Below are 21,769 nucleotides of genomic sequence, written 5' to 3'. Positions count from 1 at the left end.
CACTCCCGGAGCCGCCCCTACGTCGAGGCAGTCGTCTTCTTGGCGGTCGACTTCTTCGTGGTGGCCTTCTTGGCGGCGGTCTTCTTGGTGGCCGCCTTCTTGGCCGTGGTCTTCTTGGCGGTCGCCTTCTTCGTGCTCTTCTTGGCGGTCTTCTTGCCGCCCTTCTTGGCGGGCCCCTTGTCGCGACGCTCCTGGAGCAGCTCGGCGGCGCGCTCGAGGGTGATCGACTCGACGGTGTCGTCCTTGCGGAGGGTGGCGTTGTACTCCCCGTCGGTGACGTACTCACCGAAGCGGCCGGCCTTGACCACGACCGGCTGGCCGGAGACGGGGTCGTTGCCGAGCTCCTTGAGGGGCGCCGTCGCCGCGCCACGACCACGAGCCTTGGGCTGGGCGTAGATCTTCTCCGCCTCCTCCAGGGTGATCGTGAGCAGCTTCTCCTCGGAGTCGATGGTCCGCGAGTCGGTGCCCTTCTTGAGGTAGGGACCGAAGCGACCGTTCTGGGCGGTGATCTCCACGCCCTCGGCGTCGACGCCGACCACGCGCGGCAGCGTCAGCAGCTGCACGGCCTGGTCGAGGGTGACGGTGTCGAGGCTCATCGACTTGAAGAGCGACGCGGTGCGCGGCTTGGCGCCCTTCTTGGCGTCCTCGGGCAGCACCTCGGTGACGTAGGGACCGAAGCGGCCGTTCTTCGCCACCACGACGAGTCCGGTCTCGGGGTGCTCCCCCAGCACGGCCTCCTCGCCGGCGGGGTTGGCCAGCAGCTCCTTGGCCTTCGCCACGGTCAGCTCGTCGGGCGGCAGGTCGTCAGGCACGTTGGCCCGCTTGGCCGGCACCGACCCGTCGTCGTCGGGACCGGCGACCTCCTCGACGTAGGGGCCGTAGCGACCCACCCGCAGGTGGATGCCGTCGGCCGGCTCACCGATGGGGAAGGTCGCCATCTCGCGGGCGTCGATGTCGCCGAGGCCGGTGACGAGCTCCTTCAGGCCGGTGATCCGGTCGGAGCCGTTGTAGAACTCCTTGAGCTCGTCGACCCGGTTGCGGCGGCCACCGGCGATCTCGTCGAGCACCTTCTCCATCTCGGCGGTGAACTCGTAGGAGATCTGCCGGCCGAAGTGCTCCTCCATGAGGCGCATCACCGAGAAGGCCACCCAGGCGGGCACCAGGGCGGTGCCCTTCTTGTAGACGTAGCCGCGGTTGATGATCGTCGAGATGATCGAGGCGTAGGTGGAGGGGCGGCCGATCTCGCGCTCCTCCAGCTCCTTGATCAGCGTCGCCTCGGTGAAGCGCGACGGCGGCTTGGTCTCGTGGCCGTTGGCGCTGACGCTGGCGGCGCTGACGGCGGCGCCCTCGACCAGCTCGGGCAGCCGGGTCTCGGCGTCGTCGCGCTGCTTGGAGGCGTCGTCGGTGCCCTCGACGTAGGCCTTGAGGAAGCCGTGGAAGGTGATGACCCGGCCGGAGGAGCCGAAGACCACGTCGCGCCCGTCGGCGGCGGCACCGCCCAGGCGTACGGAGACCGTGTGACCGACCGCGTCCTTCATCTGGGAGGCGACGGTGCGCATCCAGATCAGCTCGTAGAGCCTGAACTGGTCACCGCGCAGGCCGGTCTCGGCGGGGGTCTTGAAGGTCTCGCCGGCGGGACGGATGGCCTCGTGGGCCTCCTGGGCGTTCTTGACCTTGGAGGCGTACGTCCGGGGGCTGTCGGGCAGGTACTCCGCGCCGTAGAGCTCGCGCACTTGGTCGCGCGCCGCCCCGACCGCCGCGCCCGAGAGCGTGGTCGAGTCAGTACGCATGTAGGTGATGAAGCCGTTCTCGTAGAGGCGCTGGGCGACCGACATGGTCACCTGCGCGCTCATGCCGAGCTTGCGGCCCGCCTCCTGCTGCAGCGTGGTGGTGCGGAAGGGCGCGTAGGGCGAGCGGCGGTAGGGCTTGGACTCGACCGAGCGGACCTCGAAGGCGGTGTCGCGCAGCGCGTCGACCAGGCCCTCGGCGCCGCTGCGGTCGAGGTGCACGACCTTGTCGGCCGACTTGAGCTGGCCGGCCTGGTCGAAGTCGGAGCCGCGGGCGACCCGCTTGCCGTCGACCGAGTGGAGCTTGGCGGGGAACATCCGCGGGTCGGCGGTGGCGCCGCCGTCGAAGGTGGCGTCGAGGTCCCAGTAGGAGGCGACACGGAACTTCATCCGCTCCTTCTCCCGGTCGACCACGAGGCGCGTGGCGACCGATTGCACGCGGCCGGCGGACAGGCCGCTCATGACCTTCTTCCACAGCACCGGGGAGACCTCGTAGCCGTAGAGGCGGTCGAGGATGCGACGCGCCTCCTGGGCCTCGACGAGGTCCATGTCGATCTCGCGGGGGTTGGCGGCCGCCTCGCGGATGGCCGACTCGGTGATCTCGTGGAAGACCATGCGCCGCACCGGGATGCCCTTGGGCTTGAGCTCGTCGAGCAGGTGCCAGGCGATGGCCTCCCCCTCGCGGTCCTCATCGGTGGCCAGGAAGAGCTCGTCGGCGTCCTTGAGCAACTTCTTCAGCTTGGCGATGTGGCTCTTCTTGTCGCGGGGCACCACGTAGAAGGGCTCGAAGTCGTGGTCGACGTCGACGCCGAGGCGCCCCCACGGCTTGTCCTTGATGGCGGCCGGGGTGTCGGCGGCGCTCTGCGGCAGGTCGCGGATGTGGCCGATGGACGACTCGACGACGTAGTCCGGACCGAGGTATCCACCGATCTTCGTCGCCTTGGTCGGCGACTCCACGATGACCAGCTTGTGTGCCACTTTGCGTTCCTTGCTCTCCTGCGCCCCGCGCGGGGCCGACCGGCGACACGGTAGCGCGAGGACCTGACTTTCCCGTGCCGACGTCGCGCGGTCGGACGTGGGAGCACCGTCGCCGCCAGCGTGCCACACGCTCGGGCACCGGCGGTCGTCAGCGGCCCGACCCATGCCCGATGGGGGACGCCCGGGCCAGCGTGTGAGACATGCCACGCCCACTCGTGGGATCCGCGTCCAGACGTGACAACTCGTTCACAGCACCGAAACACGGCCCTACTGGGATGGCTCCCGTTCGGGAACACCTGACACCGCAGGGCTCCCAGGGAGGAAGACAACCGTGCGCAACCACACCACCATCCGGCGCCGCACCGCAGCGGCCGCCTCGGTCCTCGTGATCGGCCTCGCCACCGCCGCCTGCGGCGGCTCCAAGGCATCCGACGGCGACGCCCCGGCCGCCGAGCCGGCGGAGTCCTGTGTCGACACCTCGGGCGACACCGTCAAGCTGGGCTTCATCAACTCCCTCACCGGAGCGATGGCCATCTCGGAGAAGACGGTCTCCTCCGTCCTCCACATGGCGGCCGACGAGATCAACGCCTCCGGCGGGATCATGGGCAAGAAGATCGAGCCGGTCCAGGAGGACGGCGCGACCGACTGGCCCACCTTCGCGGAGAAGACGGAGAAGCTGATCACCGATGACTGCGTCGCGGCGGTCTTCGGCGGCTGGACCTCCTCCTCGCGCAAGGCGATGAAGCCGGTCGTGGAGAAGCACAACGGCCTGCTCTTCTACCCCGTCCAGTACGAGGGCCTCGAGTCGTCGAAGAACATCTACTACACCGGCGCCACGACCAACCAGCAGATCCTGCCGGCGATGGAGTTCCTCAAGGCCGAGGGCGTGAAGACGCTCTTCCTGGCCGGCTCCGACTACGTCTTCCCGCGCACCGCCAACGCGATCATCAAGCTCTACGCCGCCGAGCTGGGCATCGAGATCGTGGGCGAGGAGTACGTGCCGCTCGACAAGGACGACTGGACCACCCAGGTGGCCAAGATCGTCAAGGCCAAGCCGGACTTCATCTTCAACACCATCAACGGCTCCTCCAACGTCGGCTTCGTCAAGGCCTACACCGACGCCGGACTGACGGCCGAGACGACGCCGATCATCTCGGTGTCGATCGCCGAGGAGGAGGCCCCCAACATGGGCGCCTCGGTCGAGGGCCAGTACGCCGCGTGGAACTACTTCCAGTCGGTCGAGACCCCGCAGAACGAGAAGTTCATCAAGGACTGGGTCGCCCACGACGGCCCCAGCGACGTGACCTCCGACCCGATGGAGGCGGCGTACATCTCGCTGCACCTCTACAAGGCGATGGTGGAGAAGGCCGGGTCCTTCGACGTCGACGAGATCAACGCGGCCGCCGACGGTGTCTCCTTCGAGGCCCCCGAGGGCACGGTCGTGGTCGACGGCGACAACCACCACATCACCAAGCCGGGACTGATCGGACAGATCAACGCCGACAACCAGTTCGACGTCGTCTGGTCGTCCGAGGGCCCGATCGACCCGGACCCCTACCTCGAGGGCTACGACTGGTTCCCGGAGGCGACGCGTGACGCCCTGGTGAAGGCCGCCGGCTGACGCACCGGAGCACGTGAGGGGTCCCGCACCGTGCGGGTGCGGGGCCCCTCCGACCCCCTCGTCCCACTCCACCTGAGAGGCCTCGCATGGACTCCCTGATCGCGCCGTTCCTCAACGGCACCGCCGACGGTGCGCTGCTGCTCATCGCCGCCCTCGGCCTCGCCCTCACCTTCGGGCAGATGGGCGTCATCAACATGGCGCACGGGGAGTTCCTGCTCGCCGGGGCCGTCTGCGCCTACTGGACCCAGCTGGTGGTCGCGAGCACCGACGTCTCGATCCTGGTGGCGCTGCCGGTCGCGTTCGTGGTCGCCGGGCTGCTCGGACTCGTCCTCGAGGCCACGGTCCTGCAGTGGATGTACGACCGTCCGCTGGACACGCTGCTGGCCACGGTGGGCGTCAGCCTGGCGCTGCAGCAGGTCTTCCTGCAGATGTATCCCAGCGGCGTCCCGGTCGAGAAGCCGAGCCTGCTCGACGGCCAGCTCGACGTCCTCGGCTACGCGTGGCCGTTGCGCCAGGTGTTCACGATCGTGCTGGCTGCTGTGTGCCTGGCCGCTCTCGGTGCGCTGTTGAAGTACAGCTCGTTCGGCCGTCGGATCCGGGCCACGGTGCAGAACCGGGCGCTCGCCGAGACGCTCGGCGTCGCCACCCGCTCGGTCGACCGGATGACCTTCTTCATCGGCTCCGGCCTGGCGGGCGTCGGCGGCGTGGCCGCCTCGCTGATCGGCGGCACCAACTCCCAGATGGGCACGAAGTACATCATCCTGGCCTTCCTCGTCGTCGTCGCCGGAGGCCTCGGCCAGCTCCGCGGGACCGTCATCGCGGCCTGGACGGTCGGCGTCGTCACGGCCTACCTGGCCGACTGGACGACGGGCAGCATCGCCCAGGTCATCGCGTTCGTGCTCGTCGTCGTCTTCCTGCAGGTGAGGCCCAACGGCCTCTTCACCGTCCGAACGCGAGGTCTGGCATGAGCACCGACGTCACCAGCACCGTCGAGAGCACCTCCGTCCCGGTCACGGCGGCACCCTCCGTCGACCGCCGCCTCCCGAGGCGCTCGCGGCGCCCGTCGCGAGACACCGTGTCGCTCCTCGGCATCGGGGTGTTCGCGTTCTTCATGCTCGTGGTCGCGCCCGCGGTGCTGAGCGACTTCCGACTCAACAACCTCGGCAAGTACGCCTGCTGGGCGATGGTCGCGGTCGGCATCGGCCTGGCGTGGGGTCGCGGCGGCATGCTGGTGCTGGGCCAGGGCGTCTACTTCGCCCTGGGTGCCTACGCCATGGCGATGCACCTCACCCTGGAGACCGCGGGGCCCGACGCGATCCCGGTCTTCATGATCCTCTACGACCCGCTGGCTCCCCTGCCCGGCTTCTGGGAGCCCTTCCGCAGCGGCACCTTCACGCTGCTGGCCGTCGTCGTCGCCCCGGTGCTGCTGGCCGGCACGCTCGGCTACGCGATCTTCAAGCGCCGCGTGAAGGGGGCCTACTTCGCCATCCTGTCGCAGGCACTGGCCGTGGCCCTGGCCTACCTGATCGGCGGCACGATCAAGCTGACCGGAGGCGACACCGGGCTGAGCGACTTCAAGTACTTCTTCGGCTACACGCTCTCCGACCCGGTCAACAAGCGGATGATCTACTCCATCACCGCCGGCCTGCTCGTGCTCTGCCTGCTCGTGGTCTGGCAGCTCTACCGCAGCCGGTACGGCGAGCTGCTCGTCGCGACGAGGGACGCCGAGGAGCGGGTCCGGTTCCTGGGCCACGACCCGGCCAACATCAAGCTCGTCGCCTACGTGACGGCCGCGGTGATGGCCAGCATCGGCGGCGCCATGTTCGTGCCCATCGCGGGCATCATCTCGCCGAAGGAGATCGGCGCGGCGGCCTCGATCTTCCTGATCGCCGGTGCCGCGTTCGGTGGCCGCGCCACCCTGTTCGGCCCCGTCCTGGGCGCCCTGCTGCTGGGCTTCGGCCGCTCCTCGCTCTCGGAGCGGTGGGAGAACGGGTGGATCTACGTGCTCGCGGCGATCTTCATCCTGGTCACCCTGATCGCCCCCGAGGGGATGGCCTCCGTCCCGCGCCGCGTGGCCGCAGCGCTCGGCTCCCTGCGCCGACCCACGAAGAGCACCCCCGCGCCGAAGGAGGCCAGCTGATGACGAGTCAGTACTACGTGGAGGTCCAGGGACTGACGGTCGACTTCGACGGCTTCAAGGCCAACGAGGGCGTCGACGTGACCTTCCTCCAGGGCCGCATCCACTTCCTGATCGGCCCCAACGGGGCCGGCAAGACCACGCTGGTGGACGCGCTCACCGGGCTGGTGAAGGGCACCGGACGCGCGCGCTACGGCAACAAGGACCTGCTGGCGCTGAAGTCCCACCAGATCTCGCGCGCCGGGGTGGGCCGCACCTTCCAGACGGCCACCGTCTTCGAGGAGCTCTCGGTCCTGCAGAACCTCGACATCGCCGGCGGGGTGCACCGCAGGGCGTGGGGCATGCTCCGGGCGCGCAAGGGCATCCCGGACTACGTCGCCGAGGCGATGGAGACCGTGGGCCTGGCCGACCTGCGCGACCGTCCCGCCGGGATCCTCGCCCACGGCCAGAAGCAGTGGCTCGAGATCGGCATGCTCCTGGTGCAGGACGCGAAGGTGATGTTCCTCGACGAGACGGTCGCCGGGATGAGCCACGAGGAGCGCGACCAGACCGGCGAGCTCCTGCGTCGGATCGCCCCGAGCCGCACGATCGTCGTCATCGAGCACGACATGGACTTCGTGCGCAACCACGCCGACGTCGTCACCGTGCTGCACGCAGGCAAGGTGCTGGCGGAGGGGTCAGTCGCCGAGATCCAGGCAGACGCACGCGTCCAGGAGGTCTACCTCGGACGCCACATCGAGGAGGTGTCGCATGGGTGAGTCGATGCTCGAGCTGGTCGGGGTCACGGCGGGCTACGGCCGGAGCATGGTGCTGCACGACGTGAACCTGAAGGTCACCACCGGCGGTGGGACGGCGTTGATGGGGCACAACGGGGCCGGCAAGACGACGCTGCTGCGCGTCGCCGTCGGCCTGCTGCCGGTGCGCAGCGGCACGGTGCTGCTGGACGGCGAGGACGTGACGAGGCTGCGGCCCAACGCGCGGGTGAAGCGCGGCCTGGGCTACGTGCCGCAGGGGCAGCTCTGCTTCCCGCAGATGACCACGCTGGAGAACCTCCAGCTCGTGACCGGGAGCCGCACCGAGATCGACGAGGCCCTGGACACCTTCCCCGCCCTGACCGGGCTGCTGTCGCGCCGCGCGGGCCTGCTGTCGGGCGGTCAGCGCCAGCAGCTGGCGATCGCACGCACGCTGCTGACGAAGCCCCGGATGCTGATCCTCGACGAGCCGACCGAGGGCATCCAGCCCAACGTGGTCGAGGACATCGAGCAGGTCATCTCCGACCTCACCCGACGCGGGGACCTGTCGGTCCTCCTGGTCGAGCAGCACGTGGGCTTCGCGCTCCGGGCCACCAGCGACTACTACGTGCTCGAGTCGGGCCGGGTCACCGCCTCCGGGGTCGGCGGCGTCGGGGCCGTCGAGACCGTGCGCGACGCGATGGCTGTCTGAGGGGGTTCGCCGAGATGCACCTGACTCCCGCAGACACCGAGAAGCTGCTCCTCTCCGTCGCCGGCATGGTGGCGCGCGACCGCCTGGCGCGGGGCGTACGCCTGAACCACCCGGAGTCGGTCGCCCTGCTGGCCACGTGGGTCATCGAGCGGGCCCGCGAAGGGGCGTCCGTGCCCGACCTGATGGAGGCCGGCCGCGAAGTCCTCACCGTCGACGACGTGATGGAGGGCGTCGCCGAGATGCTCACCGACGTCCAGGTCGAGGCGACCTTCCCCGACGGCCGCAAGCTCGTGACGCTGCACCACCCCATCTCGTGAAGGACTGACGATGTCTGCTCTCCCCGCCACCGGCCCCGGCGCGATCCGTTGCGCCCCGGGCACCGTCGTGCTCAACGGCGACCGCAGTGACGCCGAGCGGCTGTCGCTGGTCGTGGTGAACACCGGCGACCGACCCGTCCAGGTCGGCTCCCACACCCACTTCGCGCAGGTCAACGCCGCACTCTCCTTCAACCGCGAGGCCGCGGTCGGCTTCCGGCTCGACGTGCCCTCCGGCACCTCGCAACGCTTCGAGCCGGGCGCCTCACGCGAGGTAGCGCTGGTGGCGTTGCGGGGGGCGCGGGTCGTCCCGGGCATCCAGGTCGGACGTACGGCGGGGGTCAACGGTGGTTGAGATCTCGCGGGAGGCGTACGCCACCCTCTACGGTCCGACCTCCGGCGACCAGGTCCGCCTGGGCGACACGGACCTGTGGATCGAGGTGGAGCGCGACCTGACCGTCGGCGGCGAGGAGGCCGTCTTCGGCGGGGGCAAGTCGATCCGCGAGTCGATGGCCCAGTCGACCCGCACCCGCGCGGAGGGTGCGCTCGACACGGTGGTCACCAACGCGGTCGTGCTCGACCACTGGGGCGTCGTGAAGGCCGACGTCGGCATCCGCGACGGCCGGATCGTGGCGTTGGGCCGCGCCGGCAACCCCGACATCGCCGACGGTGTGCACCCCGACCTGGTCATCGGCCCGTCGACCGACGTGGTCTCCGGCGAGGGCAAGATCCTCACCGCCGGGGCGATCGACGTGCACGTGCACTTCCTGTCGCGCTCGCAGGTCCACGAGGCGCTGGCCACCGGCATCACCACCGTGGGCGGTGGCGGCACCGGACCGTCGGAGGGGTCGAAGGCGACCACGGTGACGCCGGGTGCCTGGCACCTGACGGCGGTGCACCGGGCGTTGGACCCGCTGCCGGTCAACGTGCTGCTGATGGGCAAGGGCAACACGGTCTCCGCCGCGGGCCTCGCCGAGCAGGCGCTGGCCGGGGCGGCGGCCTACAAGGTGCACGAGGACTGGGGCTCGACCCCGGCCGCGATCAACGCCGCGTTGCGCGCCGCCGACGAGCACGGCCTGCAGGTGGCGCTGCACTCCGACAGCCTCAACGAGGCCGGCTTCCTGGAGTCGACGCTGGCCGCCATCGACGGGCGCGGCATCCACGCCTTCCACGCCGAGGGCGCGGGCGGGGGGCACGCGCCCGACATCATCAAGGTGGCCGGGCAGGCGCACGTCATCCCCGGCTCGACGAACCCGACGCTGCCGCACACCGTCAACACCGTCGCCGAGCACCTCGACATGCTGATGGTCTGCCACCACCTCAACCCAGCGGTGCCGGAGGACCTGGCCTTCGCGGAGTCACGGATCCGCGAGACGACCATCGCGGCGGAGGACCTGCTGCACGACCTGGGCGCCATGTCGATCACCTCCTCCGATGCCCAGGCGATGGGCCGCATCGGCGAGGTGGTCTGCCGCACCTGGCAGGTGGCCCACGTGATGAAGGCCCGCTTCGGGCGGCTCGGGGAGAACCTGCCGGCCGACAACGAGCGAGCGCGGCGCTACGTCGCGAAGTACACGATCAACCCGGCGATCGCCCACGGCATCGGCCACGAGGTGGGGTCGGTGGAGGCCGGCAAGATGGCCGACCTGGTGCTGTGGGACCCGCGCTTCTTCGGCATCCGACCGTCGGTCGTGATGAAGGGCGGCGCGCTGGTCTGGGCGGCGTTGGGCGACCCCAACGCCTCGATCCCGACGCCGCAGCCGGTGCTGATGCGGCCCACCCTCATCGAGGAGTCGGGCGCGGACCACGCGGTCACCTTCGTGGCGCCGGCGGCGCTGGACGACGGGCTGGCGGAGCGACTCGGGCTGCGACGCCGGTTGGCGGCCATCACGCCGACCCGCCACGTCGGCAAGGCCGACATGGTCAACAACTCCGCACTGCCCGACATCGAGGTCGACTCGGAGACCTTCGCCATCACGATCGACGGAGAGCTGGTCACGCCGTCGCCCGCGACCACCTTGCCTCTGGCCCAGCTCTACTCGATGTTCTGAGCAGGCGACTCCGATGACCCCCTCCCACCCCGAGCTGCTGGCGCTGCTGCTGGCCGACGCCCGGCTGCCGGTCGCCGGCCACACCCAGTCGGCCGGCCTGGAGCCGGCGCTGGCCTCGGGCCCGGTGGACGTGCCCGACTACGTCGCCCTCCGGCTGCGGACCGTGACCCGCACCGAGGCCGCGACGGCAGTGGTCGCACGGGCGGCGGCGCTCGAGGGCCGACCGCTCGACGAGGTGCAGGCCGCGTGGGCGGCGCGTACGCCCTCAGCGGCCATGCGCCGCACCTCGCGGTTGATGGGACGCGCGCTGGTGCGCCTGGCTCCCTGCCTGGTCGGGGCACGAGACCTGCCGACCCTACCGCCGGAGACCGCCCGGCCCGTGGTGGTCGGAGCGATCGCCGCCACGGTCGGCATGGACGCGGCCACCACCGCGCGAGTCGTCGCCTACGACGACGTGCAGACGGTGGTCTCGGCCGCGCTGAAGCTGATGCCGCTCGACCCGGCCCGGGCCACCGGGTGGGTCGTCGACTCCTTCGAGGCGGTGGGGGCGCTGGTCGCCGCCGTCGCCGACCTGACCTGCGCCGGGCAGATCCCGGCGCGCAACGCCCCCGTGATCGAGGACCACGCGGAGCGCCACACCCACTCGACCCGGAGGTTGTTCAGTGCCTGACCCGACCATGCAGCAGTCCGTGACGCCCGCACCCAGCCGCCCCCTGCGCCTGGGGGTCTGCGGCCCCGTCGGCACCGGCAAGAGCTCGCTCATCATGCTGCTGTGCCAGCGGCTGGCCGGCGAGTGGGAGATCGGCGTGGTCACCAACGACATCTACACCGACGAGGACGCCCGGATGATCCGCGCCGCGGGTGTGCTCGACCCCGCGCGCATCGTGGCCGTGGAGACGGGGGCATGCCCACACACGGCGATCCGCGACGACATCACCGCCAACCTGATCGCCGTCGAGGACCTGGAGGCGGCCGCCGTCGACGCGGGCACCCCGCTCGACCTGGTGCTGGTGGAGTCGGGCGGCGACAACCTGACGGCGACCTTCTCGCCGGCGCTGGTCGACACCCAGATCTTCCTCATCGACGTGGCCGGCGGCGGCGACGTGGCCCGCAAGGGTGGGCCCGGCATCGAGCGCGCCGACCTGCTGGTGGTCAACAAGACCGACCTCGCGCCGCACGTGGGGGTCGACGCAGTCCGGATGAAGGCCGACGCCGTCGCGGCGCGCGGCGGCGGCCCGGTGGTGGCGTTGTCGCGGACCGACGAGGAGTCGGTGGCGGAGCTGCTGACGTGGGTGCGTGGCCAGCTGGCGGCGCACCGCGGTGGGGTGCTGGTGCCGAGCGACCCGGGACCGATGGCGCCGCACAGCCACGCCGGTGGAGATGGGCACAGCCACGCGGAGGACGAGGCGCACGACCACGACCACGCCCACGCACACGACCAGCCCGCTGACCATGTCCACTGACCATTCCCGTGACCAGTCCCGTGACCAGTCCCGTGGCCCGTCCCTTGACCGTGTCCACTGAGATCACCCGGCTGGCGCTGGTCGCGACGTCGGACGGAGGGTGCCGCCTGACCGGAGGCGGCGGCGTCTTCCGCGCCGTGCTGCAGCGCCGGCTGGAGCGGGGGGCTCGGGTCGCCCTGGTGCCGGAGCGGGCCCTGCTCCTGAGCGGCGACCAGGTGGCGCTGACGGTGGTCGTCGACCCGGGACTGCGTCTGGAGCTGGTGGAGACGGGCGGCACGGTGGCCTACGACATGCGCGGCGGTCGGGCCGGGTGGCGCACGTCGTTCCAGGTGGGTCCGGGGGCGACGGTGGTGCACGAGACCCTGCCGTGGGTCTCGGCCGCGGGGTCGGACGTCGAGCGCAGCCTCGAGGTGGAGCTCGAGGTCGGTGCCCGCGCCCTGGTGCGGGAGACCCTCGTGCTGGGGCGCCACGGCGAGGAGCCGGGCCGGTTGCGGTCGCGTACGCACGTGCGCCGCGACGGCGCCGACGTCCTCGTGGAGGAGCTGGACGCCGCCGACCTGGCGCCCCACCGGGTGCTCGACCAGGTGGCCTCCTACGGAGACTTCCGCCCCGCCAGCGTGTCACCCGCGGTGCCGGCGCACACCCGGGCGGACGCGATCGCCACCCACCTGCCGCCCGCCGCACCCGGGGTGACCTGCCTCGAGCTGGCCAGCGGCGACACCATCTGGCGGCGGTTGGACGACCACGCCCACGCGGCGGCGGCGGGGTTGGACCGGATCTTCGCGTCGCTGCGCTGAGGGGTGGTGGGCGGCGGTGGCTCGCGGTGGGGGTTTGCGGCGCCGCTCGACGAGGGACGCTGATGCGCAGCACCCCCGGGCCCGTCGACGCGACGAAGCGACCGGCCCCCCATCGTCAGCGAAGGAAGTCCATGTGCCGAGTCCTTGCCTACATCGGGCCTGAGATCCCGTTGGAGGACCTCCTGCTGAAGCCGGAGAACAGCCTCATCAACCAGACCCTCGACCCCGAGCGTCACCCGCAGCTGCAGCTGGCGGGGTGGGGGTTCGGTCTGTGGAGCGAACACCTGCTGAAGCCGGAGGAGCCTTTCCTCTACCACCGTCCGATGGCTGCCTTCTACGACGACAACGTCGACAAGGTCGTGCCCCACCTGCGGGCCAGCACGATGCTCGCCCACGTGCGGGCCGCCGACTACAACTCGAAGGTCGTGCTGTCGGACGAGAACTGTCACCCCTTCTCCTTCAAGGGCACGCAGTGGATCATCGCGCAGAACGGCGACCTGCCCAACTGGGTGTTGCTGCAGCGCGAGCTCCTGCAGCACTGCAAGGACGAGTACCTGGAGCAGCTGGGCGGCACCACCGACACCGAGTTCCTCTACGTGCTCCTGCTCTCGCTGCTGGAGAGCGACAGCGACGAGGACGTGCAGCGCGCCTTCGAGGAGATGATGCGACTCATCGCGAAGGCGATGGAGGACCTCGACCTGCAGACGCTGACGAAGCTGAAGGTCGCACTGGTCTCGCCGAACCGGATCATCGGGGTCAACACCGGCACCGGGCATCACGGCGAGACCGACCCCGAGGGTGACTGGCGCGAGCTGCGCAAGGCGGAGCACGGCACCGATGACTTCGCGCTCGGGATGCTGCTCGAGCCGATGTACATGATGGCCGGGAAGCACTTCGAGCAGAACGAGGCGACCTACGGCTTCGAGGAGTGCTCCGTCGAGCACGCGACGTCCGTCATCTTCGCCTCGGAGCCGTTGACCAAGGAGGTCGACGACTGGTCGGAGCTGCAGTTCGGGGAGATCGTCTTCCTCGAGAAGGACGGTGACGAGATCAGTCGGACGGTCAACCAGCTGAAGATCTGACCCGGGTCCTGGCTGTACGTCAGTGCTGGGCGTCGCGGCGCTCCTGCAGCCGGGCCTCGGCCTCGGGCAGGTAGCGCAGGCACGGCGCCTCGGTGCCGGCGTGCTTGGCGGTGAGGTGGAAGATCCAGCGGTCCATCGCGGCCATGTAGCCGTTGTCCTCGCCGGGCCGACGGGTGCTCCAGGCGCGGGTGCCGGTGCCGGGGCGCGGGACCTCGCACTCGACGCACGCGATCGTGTAGGCGAACGAGTCATCGGTGGCCAAGTCGATGCGCACCTCGGCGAGGTCGCCGGCCTCCGCGCTGGCCTTCCTCTGACGGGCAGAACGACTGGCAGGCACCGGAGAACCTCGGATCGTGTCGGGGACGGGCCCCTCAGCCTAGGTGGGGCAGAGCTGCCCCACCGCATGCACGGACTCGTCGCCGTCGGTCAGGTCGCTGGTCCCGTGACGGTCGCGCCGGAAGCGTTGACCGTGGGGGCTGGTCCACTCGAAGACACCACTGGCGGGCGAGGTGAGTCGCCAGCCGGTGTGCGTCTTGAGCCGGTGATGACTGCGGCACAGGGCGGCCAGGTTGTCTGTTGCGGTCGGTCCTGGTTGTGGCCGACCTTCAGCTGCGGCGTCGTGGTCGAACGGTTCGACGTGGTCGAGGTCGCAGGACCGCGCGGGTCTGGTGCACCACGGGAACACGCACGTGCGATCCCGGAGCATCACCTGACGCCTGATCCGGTCGGTCGGTTCGTACCGGCTCGTGGAGAGCTGGGTGTTGAGGTCGATCACCGGAAGGATCCGCACGTCGGTGTGCGAGTCGTTGATCCAGGATTGGACCTGCGACAGCAGGGCCAGCTTCTGGCCGTTCTCCAGGAACCCGATCGGGTTGATCCCGGTGGTGCCGTCGGGCTGGACCTCGGCAGAGAAGTGCAGGTGCAGGTCCACGCGGCGGGCCTTGCGCTGCATCGATCCGTCCGCGGTGCCAGCCACTGTGCCAGCGCTGCCTTCGCCACCGTCGTCGCCTTCGGCCTCAGCGCCGGCGAGGTCGAGCGAGGTCTGCTGCCGCGCCAGCTCACCCAACGCCACCGACCGCCGCACGTCCAGCGACGCCGTGGAGCCACCGGCCTTGAGCGCCGCCGCACCCGCAGCAAGCGCCTGGGTCAGGTCGTGCCCGTCAGCGTTCGAGACCTCGGCCTCGATGCGCATCGATCCCGCGAACGGCCCGATCGGGGTGTGGATGTGGACGTACCGGCCGTCGTTGTCCTCATCCCGGGGTGGTTCCTGGGCCGCCAACCCGTAGAGCTCGATCGCCTGCGCGAGGATGCGCTCCATCTGGGCGCGGCCGATCTTCTCCAGGAACGGCGCCACCTGCGCGTCGATCCACGCCATCGCCTCGGGCGACAGGGCCGGGTCGCGGTGGATCGTCGCCTCGGCGACCAGCCGGGCTCGCCAGACCGGCACCTCACCAGCCTGCACGCGACGCCACACCCGCGGCAGCCGGTGGACCATCTCGATCGCGTGGCCGATCAGCTTCTTCGCCGCGTCCGTCGACACGCCCAGCGCGGCCCCCAGCTCAGCGACACACGAGGCGGCGACCTCGGGCGTACCGTCACCCGAGATCGGCTCGTCACCCAAGGGGTGGTGGAACGCCGCAGCGTTCCAGCCGTCCTCACCAGCCGGGTGCGCGATTGCCCACTCATAGGCGATCGCCAGCACGTCGGCCTCCGCACGCCACGACGCCGCTCGGCGCTGGCGAGCCAGGCCGATCAGGTCGCGGGGAGTGGTGACTTCTTCGAACACAGGTTCGAATCTAGCGAGGTCGGAGTGGGCCCGGAAGCCCCGTCTCACCCAACGGTCGGGGCTGCTCAGGCGATGAGCTCGTCGATCCGGGAGATGCGGCCACGCCAGAGGGACTCCAGCTCGGTGAGCATCACGCCCACCGACCGCACCGCTTCCACGTCGCCGCTGGCGAGGGCCTCGCGGCCGTGCCGACGCTTGGTTTGTCAAGGGGTCTCCCCACGTCATCCGGATCTGCTCCCGCTTCGGTGAGCGAGACGTGTCGGTCGCGTGCGGCAGACTCGTCTGCCATGGACGACGAAACGCCGCAGCCCGCCCCGCCGTCGCGCCTCGAGGTCGCACTCGGGATCCCTCTGCTGCCGTTCGTGCTGCTGCGCGACGTGCTCCGGGCCGGGTGGCGCGCCGTCCGCCGTGCGGTGGACGCGGTGGGACGCGCGCTCGTGCGCGTCCTGCGTACGCCCCTGCGCTGGGCGTCGGCGGCACTGCGTGCGGCGGGGCGGTTCTTCCGGCGCCCCTTCGAGTGGATCGCAGCCGGCCTGCAGGCACTCGGACGCGGGTTCGACGCGCTCCTGCGGGCGTTCGGACGCCTGCTGGCGACCCCGTGGCGGTGGCTCTCCGCGGCGGCGCGGGCCGTCGGGCGGGGGATCGACGCAGTCCTTCGGGCGACCGGCCGTGCCCTGGCCGCTCCTCTGCGCCTGGCCGAGGCGGCGTGGCGGACCGTCAGCCGCTGGCTGCACCGGCTTCTCGACGCCCCCGTGCGCTGGGCCGTCGCCACTGCCCGCGCCTTCTGGCGGATCGTCAGCGCACCCTTCCGGTGGGTCGCTGCCCGGGTGCGGACGGCGAGGCAGGCCCTGGCTGAGAGCCTGCGGCGGGTCCGGGCGGCCTTGCCGCGGCCGCGGATCGGCGCCCGATGAGCACCTCCCCCGACCCCGACAGCTCGCCGGCACCCGAGGAACCGTCGCTGCGCAGCCGGTTGGAGCTCGGTCGTCTGGTAACTGGCTCACTGCTCGAGCTCGGCATCAAGGCCTACGGCGCGGGCGCTGTGGCCGCCGTCGCCCTCAGCGACTCCGAGACCGTCGGCGGCAAGGCCCGGGACGCCGTCGCGGCGGTGCCCTCCCTCGTGGAGGAGTTCCGCACCGCCCGCTACGTCGTCGACCACCGGGAGGAGATCCAGGAGGCGGTCGACCACATCAGCGCGAACACGGTGCCGGAGTCGGAGCTCCGCGAGGCGGCCGACGAGGCCACCGGCACCCTGCGCGCGGTCGAGGAGACCTACGTCGACGTCGACGACACGTGGACCGCCCTCGGCGACGGCCGCCTCCCCTCGGCCTTCGACCACGCCCGCGACGCGTGGGAGGGCAGGCCGGACCTCGACTCGATCCGCCAGCTCGCCGAGATGGCGGAGACGGTGACCCCACTGGTGGAGCGCATCGAGGTGTTGACCCCGATCTACTACGGCGGCATCTTCGCGGTGATGGACAACTTCGCCCGTGACGAGATCGTGGGCACGGTCTTCGTGATGGCCACGGCCTTCCTCCTCGCGCTCGTCGTCGGGCGCGCGGTCGGGCTGTGGGTGCGTCGGGGTCGTCCGGGGCTGATCGCCTTCGTCGTCCAGCAGCTCGGCGTGCGGTGGTTCCGCGAGTGGTACGTCCGCAACCTGCCGCTGGCGCTGGGCCCTTCGCTCCACGCGGTCGCCCGCGAACGCATCCACCGCGACGTGTTGGCCGAGGTGGCAGCCGTGGTCGACGAGGAGACCTACCGCGCGCTCTCGCGACAGCTGGGCGCGTCCTACGAGGACGACGAGGGAGTGGCGTCGGGCCGGCGCTCCTGAGCCAGGTTGCCGAGCGAGGCGCCGAGGCCCAGGAAGAGCAGGACGAAAGCTGCAGTGAGGGTCATGTGGCCCAGGCCGGCCACACCGGCGAGCGCCGGGGAGTCAGCGGCGCTCCTGCCGAGCACCTGCAGGCTTCCCTTGACGAGCATGGCTCCGAAGGTCACGCCCAGGCCGGCCTGCCAGACGATGACGCCCCACCGGAACCGGCGGTCGGAGATGCCGAGGGCCGCGGTCAGCGCCATGAGCACCAGCAGGGTCAAGGTCCCCAGCGTCAGGGCGTGGGTGTGGGTCACGGCGAGCTGGGTGCCGCCGCTGACGCCGTTGGCCTTGGTGAACTCGCGGTAGAACAGGCCACTGGCCAGACCGAGCACGGTCCAGGTCGCGGCAGATCGGTGGAGCAGGGTGAGCACGGCTCTCCTCAGGGTCGGGAAGGGTGGCGTTCGGGAACGGGGGTCGTCAGGGGTGGGCGGGTCGCGTCGGCCACAGCGCACGCTGGCCCAGCAGGCGGATGCACGCGGGCACGAGAAGGGGGCGGACCACGAACGTGTCGAGCAGGATGCCGATCGCCATCGCCAACCCGAACTGGTAGAGCTCGCGGATCGGCTGCGTCATCAACACGGCGAAGGTTCCGGCGAGGATCACGCCTGCCGACGAGATCACGCCGCCGGTCCGGACGATCGACGTGCGCAACGCGGGCACAGGAGCACTCGTGGCCAGCTCCTGGCGGTAGCGCGTCATCATGAAGATCGTGTAGTCCACCCCCAGGGCGACGAGGAAGACCAGCACGTAGACCGCCACGCGGTTGCCGATGCCGAGGTCCCCGCCCACGGTGAGGGTGACGAAGGACGTGAGCCCCATCGTGGCGGCGTACGACAGCACCAGGGTGAGGGCGAGGTAGAGCGGCGCGAGCAGTGAGCGCAGCACCCACCCGAGGATCAGCGAGACGGCGAGCAGCATCAGCAACCCGACGACGACGAGGTCACGGTTCAGCGCCGTCCGCGTGTCGGCCGCCACCGCCGTCTCACCGCCCACGAGCACGTCGACGCGGCCTGCCCCACCGTCGCGGGCAGCGGACCCGGCGACGTCGGTGAGACGCGGCAGGAGGCCCATGGCCTCCGGGCCGTAGGGGTTCGCCTCGAGCACCACGTCGACGGCCAGAGTCCGGTGGTCCGCCGAGGTCTGCACCTGCCCGACCTGTCGTACGCCCGGGGCCGACCCGAGCGCGCCCGCGACGCGTTCGACCTGCTCGTCGCTGAGCGGGCCCTCTGCCCGCACGAGCACTTGGCTGGGAGCGATGATCCCCGGGCCGAAGGACTCCGCGAGCATCTCCTGACCGATTGCCGACTCGGTCTCGAGGCGGAAACCACTGACCATGTCGAAGGACTGCTGGGCGCCGATGAGTCCCGTCGACATCAGGGCGAGCACCGCCAGCCCGCCCGCCAGCACGCGGCGCGGGGCCGTGATCACGACGTCGGCCACCCTGCTCCAAACCCGTGAGCTGACCAGGTCATGCTGACCATCAGAAGATCGGCGGGGCCAGAACGCCAGGCGGCCGCTGATCACCAGCAACGCCGGCGTCAGGGTGAAGGCGACGGCGGCCATCGACACGACCCCCACGGCCAGGTAGGGACCGAAGGCCTGCAAGGTGGGGGTGACCGCGGCCAGGAGCGCCAGCACCGCCGCGACGATCGTCGAGACACTCGCGGCCAGCGCCCCGGCGACCGATCGCATCGCCCGGAGCACCGCGACCCGGGGGTCGGGATGCTCGGCGAGCGCTTCGCGGGAGCGGGCGAAGATGATCAACGCGTAGTCGGTGCCGACCCCGAAGAGCAGGACCGTCATGATCGAGGACGTCTGCCCGCTGATCTCGATGACCCCGGCCTCCGCGAGGAGTGCACCGGCACCCTCGGCCAGGCGCAGCGCGAAGCCCACCCCGACCAGGGCGACCACGACCAGCACGGGAGACCGGTAGATCGCGAAGAGCAGCACCACGACCAGGGCGATCGTGCCGAGGAGCAGCACGATGTCGCTGCCCCCGAAGACCTCGACGGCGTCGACGACGATGCCTGCGGGCCCGGTCAGCGCCGCCTCGACGTCGCCGTCGTCGACACCGGAGGTGATGGTGCGGAGGTCCGTGACCGTGGTGCGGTAGTCGTCGTCACCGGCACTTCCCGACAAGGACACCATCACGGTCTGGGCCGTGCCATCCTCGTTGACCAGGGTTCCACCGCCGGGCACCGCCGTGGCGTCCACCACCCGGAGCACCGCCGGCAGGTCGGCCTGCTCGATCGCGCTCACGAGGCCGGACACGGCCTCGCCTGTGGCGTCCGGGGAACCGGAACGCACCACGATGATCGCGGGAGGCGCCGCGTCCGCGCCGAACTCCGCCTCGGCGAGGGCCGCTGCCCGCATCGACATCGAGTCCGCGGGAGGGTTGTCGTCGTCGCTGGTCTCGACGTCGTCCAAGGTCGGGGCCACCGACGTCAGCACGCCGATCACGAACACCCAGGCGATCACCACCCACCACGCGGTGCGGCGGCTGACATGGGACTGACCGGGCACAGATGTCTTCACATCCTCGAGTCAAGCGCCGGCGAAGGCCCCGCACATCGAACCTTCAGTTGGACCGGACTCCACCTTTCGATGGATCCGACGCCACCTCCGACATCCCCTCGGCCGGCGACCTCACCTACCGGTCGGCGGCGAGCAGCCCCTGCTCCCGGGCACGCGCCACGGCGGCCGTCCTGGACTTGACGTCCAGCTTGGCGAAGATCTGCACCAGGTGGGACTTCACCGTTGCCTCACTCAGGAAGAGCGACCTGGCGACCTCACGGTTGGACAGTCCCGTCGCCACCGCCGAGAGGACCTCGCGCTCGCGAGGGGTCAGGGTGGCGGACGGGGCGACGGCGCGGGTGCGGAGCCGTGAGGCGATGGCGGGCGAGAGGGCGATCGAGCCGGTGGCGGCCGACTTCACGGCGGCCCACAACTGCGCGGGCGGGGTGTCCTTGAGCAGGTAGCCACTGGCGCCCGCCTCGACGGCGAGCAGGATCTCGCTGTCGGTGTCGTAGTTGGTCACCACGAGCACGTACGACGGCGGCTCCAGGCCACGGATGACGCGGGTGGCGTCCACGCCGGTGCGGGTGTCGCCGGAGAAGCGCAGGTCCATGAGGACGACATCGGGGTGCCAGGCGCGACAGAGCTGAACGGCCTCGTCGATCGAGGACGCCTCCCCCACCACCTCGACCTCGCCGGGATGCTGCTCGAGCAGGGCACGCAGGCCTGCCCGCACGATCGCGTGGTCGTCGGCGATCACGAGCCGGATCACGTCGACCCTCCGTCGCCCAGGGCGAAGGAGACGGCGAGTGCGGTGTGGCCGGGCTCGGACTCCACCGCGAACTCCCCGCCCAGGTCGGTCACCCTGGTTTGGATCGTGTCCAACCCGAAGGTTGCCACCGCGGGCGATTCGAGGATGCTGACGTCCAGACCCGGTCCGTCGTCCACGACGTCGAGACGGACCCGGTCGCCGCTCCAGCTCAGCGTGACGACGGCGTGGGCCCCTCCGCCTGCGTGCTGCACGACGTTCGCCACGGCGGACTGGGCGATCCGCACCAGCGCTGCCTCCACGGGCATCGGGACCTCCGCCGGCGTCCCGTCCACCGCGAAGGTGATCTGGGCAGGGGCCCGCTCGCACACCCGCGCCAGCGCCACGGCCAGGCTCGAGTCCACAAGGTCGGCTGGCGAGAGCTCAGCCACGATGCGCCGGGCCTCGACCAGGCTGGAGGCGGCCGTGTCCCGCGCGAGGATGACGCGCTCCAGCGCCTGCTCCGGACGGGTCGCCACCTCTGCCTCGGCAGCGTGCAGGAGCAGCTGGATGCTGCTCAGCCCCTGGGCGACGGTGTCGTGGATCTCGCGGGCCACCCGTTCGCGCTCCTCGGCCTGCCCGGCTGCTCGTTCCGACTCGACGAGCTCGGCCCGGGTGACCTGCAGCTGCTCGATCAGGTCGCGCTGGGCCGTGGTCGCGTCGAAGAGCACCCTGAAGCCGAGGCCGACCAGCACCGACACCGCTGCCCCCAGGAGCGGTGCGAGCAGCTGCTCCGACGATCCGCCGCCTGCCACCCGCACCCCCACGTCGACGGCGGTGACCGCGCCGATGGCGAGCATCGCCGGCACGAACGCCAGCTCGGTCAGGAAGACGAGGAAGAGCGCCAGCGACACGTAGGCAGCATCCGCCCCGGCGAAGACCAGTCCGGCCCACAGCGCCACCAGCACCACCATGAGGGTCAGTCGCACCGCTCCACTCGCCGCCCGCGCGCGAGCGGCGTACGCGACGAGGAATAGCACCACCAGCAGGAGCGTGGCCACCGGCTCGCCATCCCCGGTGAGCGCGCGCAACCCCACCACGACGGCCAACGCCCCCACGAGCCCGTGCAGGCCGAGCCTCAACTGTGCAGCGCTCGGCTGCGGGTAGCCACACCTCACCCT

The 21,769-nt window shown here is 70.8% G+C and carries 22 protein-coding genes; 15 read left to right on the top strand and 7 right to left on the bottom strand.

All coding sequences use genetic code 11. From position 1 onward, the window contains the following. Positions 1 to 17: 17 nt before the first annotated feature. Entirely contained in the window at positions 18 to 2,765 is a 2,748-nt protein-coding gene (gene topA, locus IEQ44_RS12455) for a type I DNA topoisomerase (RefSeq protein ID WP_319804656.1), read from the bottom strand. Positions 2,766 to 2,839: 74 nt separating this feature from the next. Here topA and IEQ44_RS17725 point away from each other — a divergent pair, with 74 nt between their 5' ends. The 13 genes from IEQ44_RS17725 to IEQ44_RS12395 all read left to right on the top strand — a co-directional run bounded on the left by IEQ44_RS17725 (position 2,840) and on the right by IEQ44_RS12395 (position 13,673). Continuing rightward, positions 2,840 to 2,962, top strand: a complete 123-nt coding sequence (locus tag IEQ44_RS17725; protein WP_264674474.1) for a hypothetical protein — start codon at positions 2,840 to 2,842, stop codon at positions 2,960 to 2,962. A 134-nt stretch (positions 2,963 to 3,096) separates the two neighbouring features. After that, positions 3,097 to 4,386: an urea ABC transporter substrate-binding protein gene (gene urtA, locus IEQ44_RS12450; RefSeq protein ID WP_193638787.1), complete on the top strand. Its 1,290-nt coding sequence runs from the start codon at positions 3,097 to 3,099 to the stop codon at positions 4,384 to 4,386. Positions 4,387 to 4,472: 86 nt separating this feature from the next. Further along, positions 4,473 to 5,354 (top strand): urea ABC transporter permease subunit UrtB, encoded by an 882-nt coding sequence (gene urtB, locus IEQ44_RS12445; protein ID WP_193638786.1) that lies wholly within the window; start codon positions 4,473 to 4,475, stop codon positions 5,352 to 5,354. Further along, positions 5,351 to 6,526, top strand: coding sequence for an urea ABC transporter permease subunit UrtC (gene urtC / locus IEQ44_RS12440; protein WP_193638785.1), 1,176 nt, complete (start codon positions 5,351 to 5,353; stop codon positions 6,524 to 6,526). Before urtB ends, urtC begins: the two co-directional genes overlap by 4 nt. Continuing rightward, positions 6,526 to 7,281, top strand: coding sequence for an urea ABC transporter ATP-binding protein UrtD (gene urtD, locus IEQ44_RS12435; RefSeq protein WP_193638784.1), 756 nt, complete (start codon positions 6,526 to 6,528; stop codon positions 7,279 to 7,281). The genes urtC and urtD overlap by 1 nt, the downstream gene beginning before the upstream one ends. Continuing rightward, on the top strand, positions 7,274 to 7,966 hold the full coding sequence (locus IEQ44_RS12430) for an ATP-binding cassette domain-containing protein (protein WP_227487391.1): 693 nt from the start codon (positions 7,274 to 7,276) through the stop codon (positions 7,964 to 7,966). The genes urtD and IEQ44_RS12430 overlap by 8 nt, the downstream gene beginning before the upstream one ends. A 14-nt stretch (positions 7,967 to 7,980) precedes the next feature. Continuing rightward, the gene (locus tag IEQ44_RS12425) at positions 7,981 to 8,283 is read left to right on the top strand and encodes an urease subunit gamma (RefSeq protein ID WP_193638783.1); all 303 of its coding nucleotides are present in this window, start codon (positions 7,981 to 7,983) and stop codon (positions 8,281 to 8,283) included. A gap of 10 nt (positions 8,284 to 8,293) precedes the next feature. Continuing rightward, positions 8,294 to 8,635 (top strand): urease subunit beta, encoded by a 342-nt coding sequence (ureB, locus tag IEQ44_RS12420; RefSeq protein WP_193638782.1) that lies wholly within the window; start codon positions 8,294 to 8,296, stop codon positions 8,633 to 8,635. After that, entirely contained in the window at positions 8,628 to 10,331 is a 1,704-nt protein-coding gene (locus IEQ44_RS12415) for an urease subunit alpha (protein WP_193638781.1), read from the top strand. Before ureB ends, IEQ44_RS12415 begins: the two co-directional genes overlap by 8 nt. A gap of 13 nt (positions 10,332 to 10,344) precedes the next feature. Next, complete coding sequence (locus IEQ44_RS12410; protein ID WP_193638780.1) at positions 10,345 to 11,001, top strand: urease accessory protein UreF; 657 nt, start codon at positions 10,345 to 10,347, stop codon at positions 10,999 to 11,001. Next, positions 10,994 to 11,794, top strand: a complete 801-nt coding sequence (gene ureG / locus IEQ44_RS12405) for an urease accessory protein UreG (RefSeq protein ID WP_319804655.1) — start codon at positions 10,994 to 10,996, stop codon at positions 11,792 to 11,794. Before IEQ44_RS12410 ends, ureG begins: the two co-directional genes overlap by 8 nt. An 8-nt stretch (positions 11,795 to 11,802) precedes the next feature. After that, on the top strand, positions 11,803 to 12,591 hold the full coding sequence (locus IEQ44_RS12400) for an urease accessory protein UreD (RefSeq protein WP_319804654.1): 789 nt from the start codon (positions 11,803 to 11,805) through the stop codon (positions 12,589 to 12,591). Positions 12,592 to 12,653: 62 nt separating this feature from the next. Beyond that, complete coding sequence (locus IEQ44_RS12395) at positions 12,654 to 13,673, top strand: class II glutamine amidotransferase (RefSeq protein WP_227487390.1); 1,020 nt, start codon at positions 12,654 to 12,656, stop codon at positions 13,671 to 13,673. Positions 13,674 to 13,692: 19 nt separating this feature from the next. On the opposite strand, the gene IEQ44_RS12390 is transcribed toward IEQ44_RS12395, so the two are convergent. Further along, positions 13,693 to 14,010 (bottom strand): hypothetical protein, encoded by a 318-nt coding sequence (locus IEQ44_RS12390; RefSeq protein ID WP_193638778.1) that lies wholly within the window; start codon positions 14,008 to 14,010, stop codon positions 13,693 to 13,695. 39 nt (positions 14,011 to 14,049) lie between these two features. Then, positions 14,050 to 15,459 (bottom strand): HNH endonuclease signature motif containing protein, encoded by a 1,410-nt coding sequence (locus IEQ44_RS12385; RefSeq protein WP_193638777.1) that lies wholly within the window; start codon positions 15,457 to 15,459, stop codon positions 14,050 to 14,052. 287 nt (positions 15,460 to 15,746) lie between these two features. Between IEQ44_RS12385 and IEQ44_RS12375 the strand changes: the two genes are divergently transcribed. Both IEQ44_RS12375 and IEQ44_RS12370 read left to right on the top strand, forming a co-directional pair. Then, entirely contained in the window at positions 15,747 to 16,370 is a 624-nt protein-coding gene (locus tag IEQ44_RS12375; protein ID WP_193638776.1) for a hypothetical protein, read from the top strand. Continuing rightward, positions 16,367 to 17,287: a hypothetical protein gene (locus IEQ44_RS12370; RefSeq protein ID WP_193638775.1), complete on the top strand. Its 921-nt coding sequence runs from the start codon at positions 16,367 to 16,369 to the stop codon at positions 17,285 to 17,287. Before IEQ44_RS12375 ends, IEQ44_RS12370 begins: the two co-directional genes overlap by 4 nt. Here IEQ44_RS12370 and IEQ44_RS12365 read toward each other — a convergent pair. The 4 genes from IEQ44_RS12365 to IEQ44_RS12350 form a co-directional block, all read right to left on the bottom strand. Continuing rightward, on the bottom strand, positions 17,245 to 17,697 hold the full coding sequence (locus IEQ44_RS12365; protein WP_193638774.1) for a DUF2871 family protein: 453 nt from the start codon (positions 17,695 to 17,697) through the stop codon (positions 17,245 to 17,247). The two genes, IEQ44_RS12370 and IEQ44_RS12365, sit on opposite strands and share 43 nt — an antisense overlap. A 46-nt stretch (positions 17,698 to 17,743) precedes the next feature. After that, the gene (locus IEQ44_RS12360; RefSeq protein WP_319804653.1) at positions 17,744 to 19,849 is read right to left on the bottom strand and encodes an MMPL family transporter; all 2,106 of its coding nucleotides are present in this window, start codon (positions 19,847 to 19,849) and stop codon (positions 17,744 to 17,746) included. A gap of 127 nt (positions 19,850 to 19,976) precedes the next feature. Then, positions 19,977 to 20,612, bottom strand: a complete 636-nt coding sequence (locus IEQ44_RS12355) for a response regulator (protein WP_193638772.1) — start codon at positions 20,610 to 20,612, stop codon at positions 19,977 to 19,979. Beyond that, on the bottom strand, positions 20,609 to 21,766 hold the full coding sequence (locus tag IEQ44_RS12350; RefSeq protein ID WP_193638771.1) for a sensor histidine kinase: 1,158 nt from the start codon (positions 21,764 to 21,766) through the stop codon (positions 20,609 to 20,611). Before IEQ44_RS12350 ends, IEQ44_RS12355 begins: the two co-directional genes overlap by 4 nt. Positions 21,767 to 21,769 lie beyond the last annotated feature (3 nt).

The sequence above is a fragment of the Nocardioides malaquae genome (assembly GCF_015070385.1).
GTDB lineage: Bacteria > Actinomycetota > Actinomycetes > Propionibacteriales > Nocardioidaceae > Nocardioides > Nocardioides malaquae.
This window is presented reverse-complemented; position numbering and strand designations above follow the sequence as displayed.

What these genes read in the sequence shown, in the direction of transcription:
- urtB (WP_193638786.1), top strand. Translation starts at nt 4,473, where the DNA reads ATGGACTCCCTGATCGCGCCGTTCCTCAACGGCACCGCCGACGGTGCG.
- urtC (WP_193638785.1), top strand. Translation starts at nt 5,351, where the DNA reads ATGAGCACCGACGTCACCAGCACCGTCGAGAGCACCTCCGTCCCGGTC.
- urtD (WP_193638784.1), top strand. Translation starts at nt 6,526, where the DNA reads ATGACGAGTCAGTACTACGTGGAGGTCCAGGGACTGACGGTCGACTTC.
- IEQ44_RS12430 (WP_227487391.1), top strand. Translation starts at nt 7,274, where the DNA reads ATGGGTGAGTCGATGCTCGAGCTGGTCGGGGTCACGGCGGGCTACGGC.
- IEQ44_RS12425 (WP_193638783.1), top strand. Translation starts at nt 7,981, where the DNA reads ATGCACCTGACTCCCGCAGACACCGAGAAGCTGCTCCTCTCCGTCGCC.
- ureB (WP_193638782.1), top strand. Translation starts at nt 8,294, where the DNA reads ATGTCTGCTCTCCCCGCCACCGGCCCCGGCGCGATCCGTTGCGCCCCG.
- IEQ44_RS12410 (WP_193638780.1), top strand. Translation starts at nt 10,345, where the DNA reads ATGACCCCCTCCCACCCCGAGCTGCTGGCGCTGCTGCTGGCCGACGCC.
- IEQ44_RS12395 (WP_227487390.1), top strand. Translation starts at nt 12,654, where the DNA reads ATGCGCAGCACCCCCGGGCCCGTCGACGCGACGAAGCGACCGGCCCCC.
- IEQ44_RS12375 (WP_193638776.1), top strand. Translation starts at nt 15,747, where the DNA reads ATGGACGACGAAACGCCGCAGCCCGCCCCGCCGTCGCGCCTCGAGGTC.
- IEQ44_RS12370 (WP_193638775.1), top strand. Translation starts at nt 16,367, where the DNA reads ATGAGCACCTCCCCCGACCCCGACAGCTCGCCGGCACCCGAGGAACCG.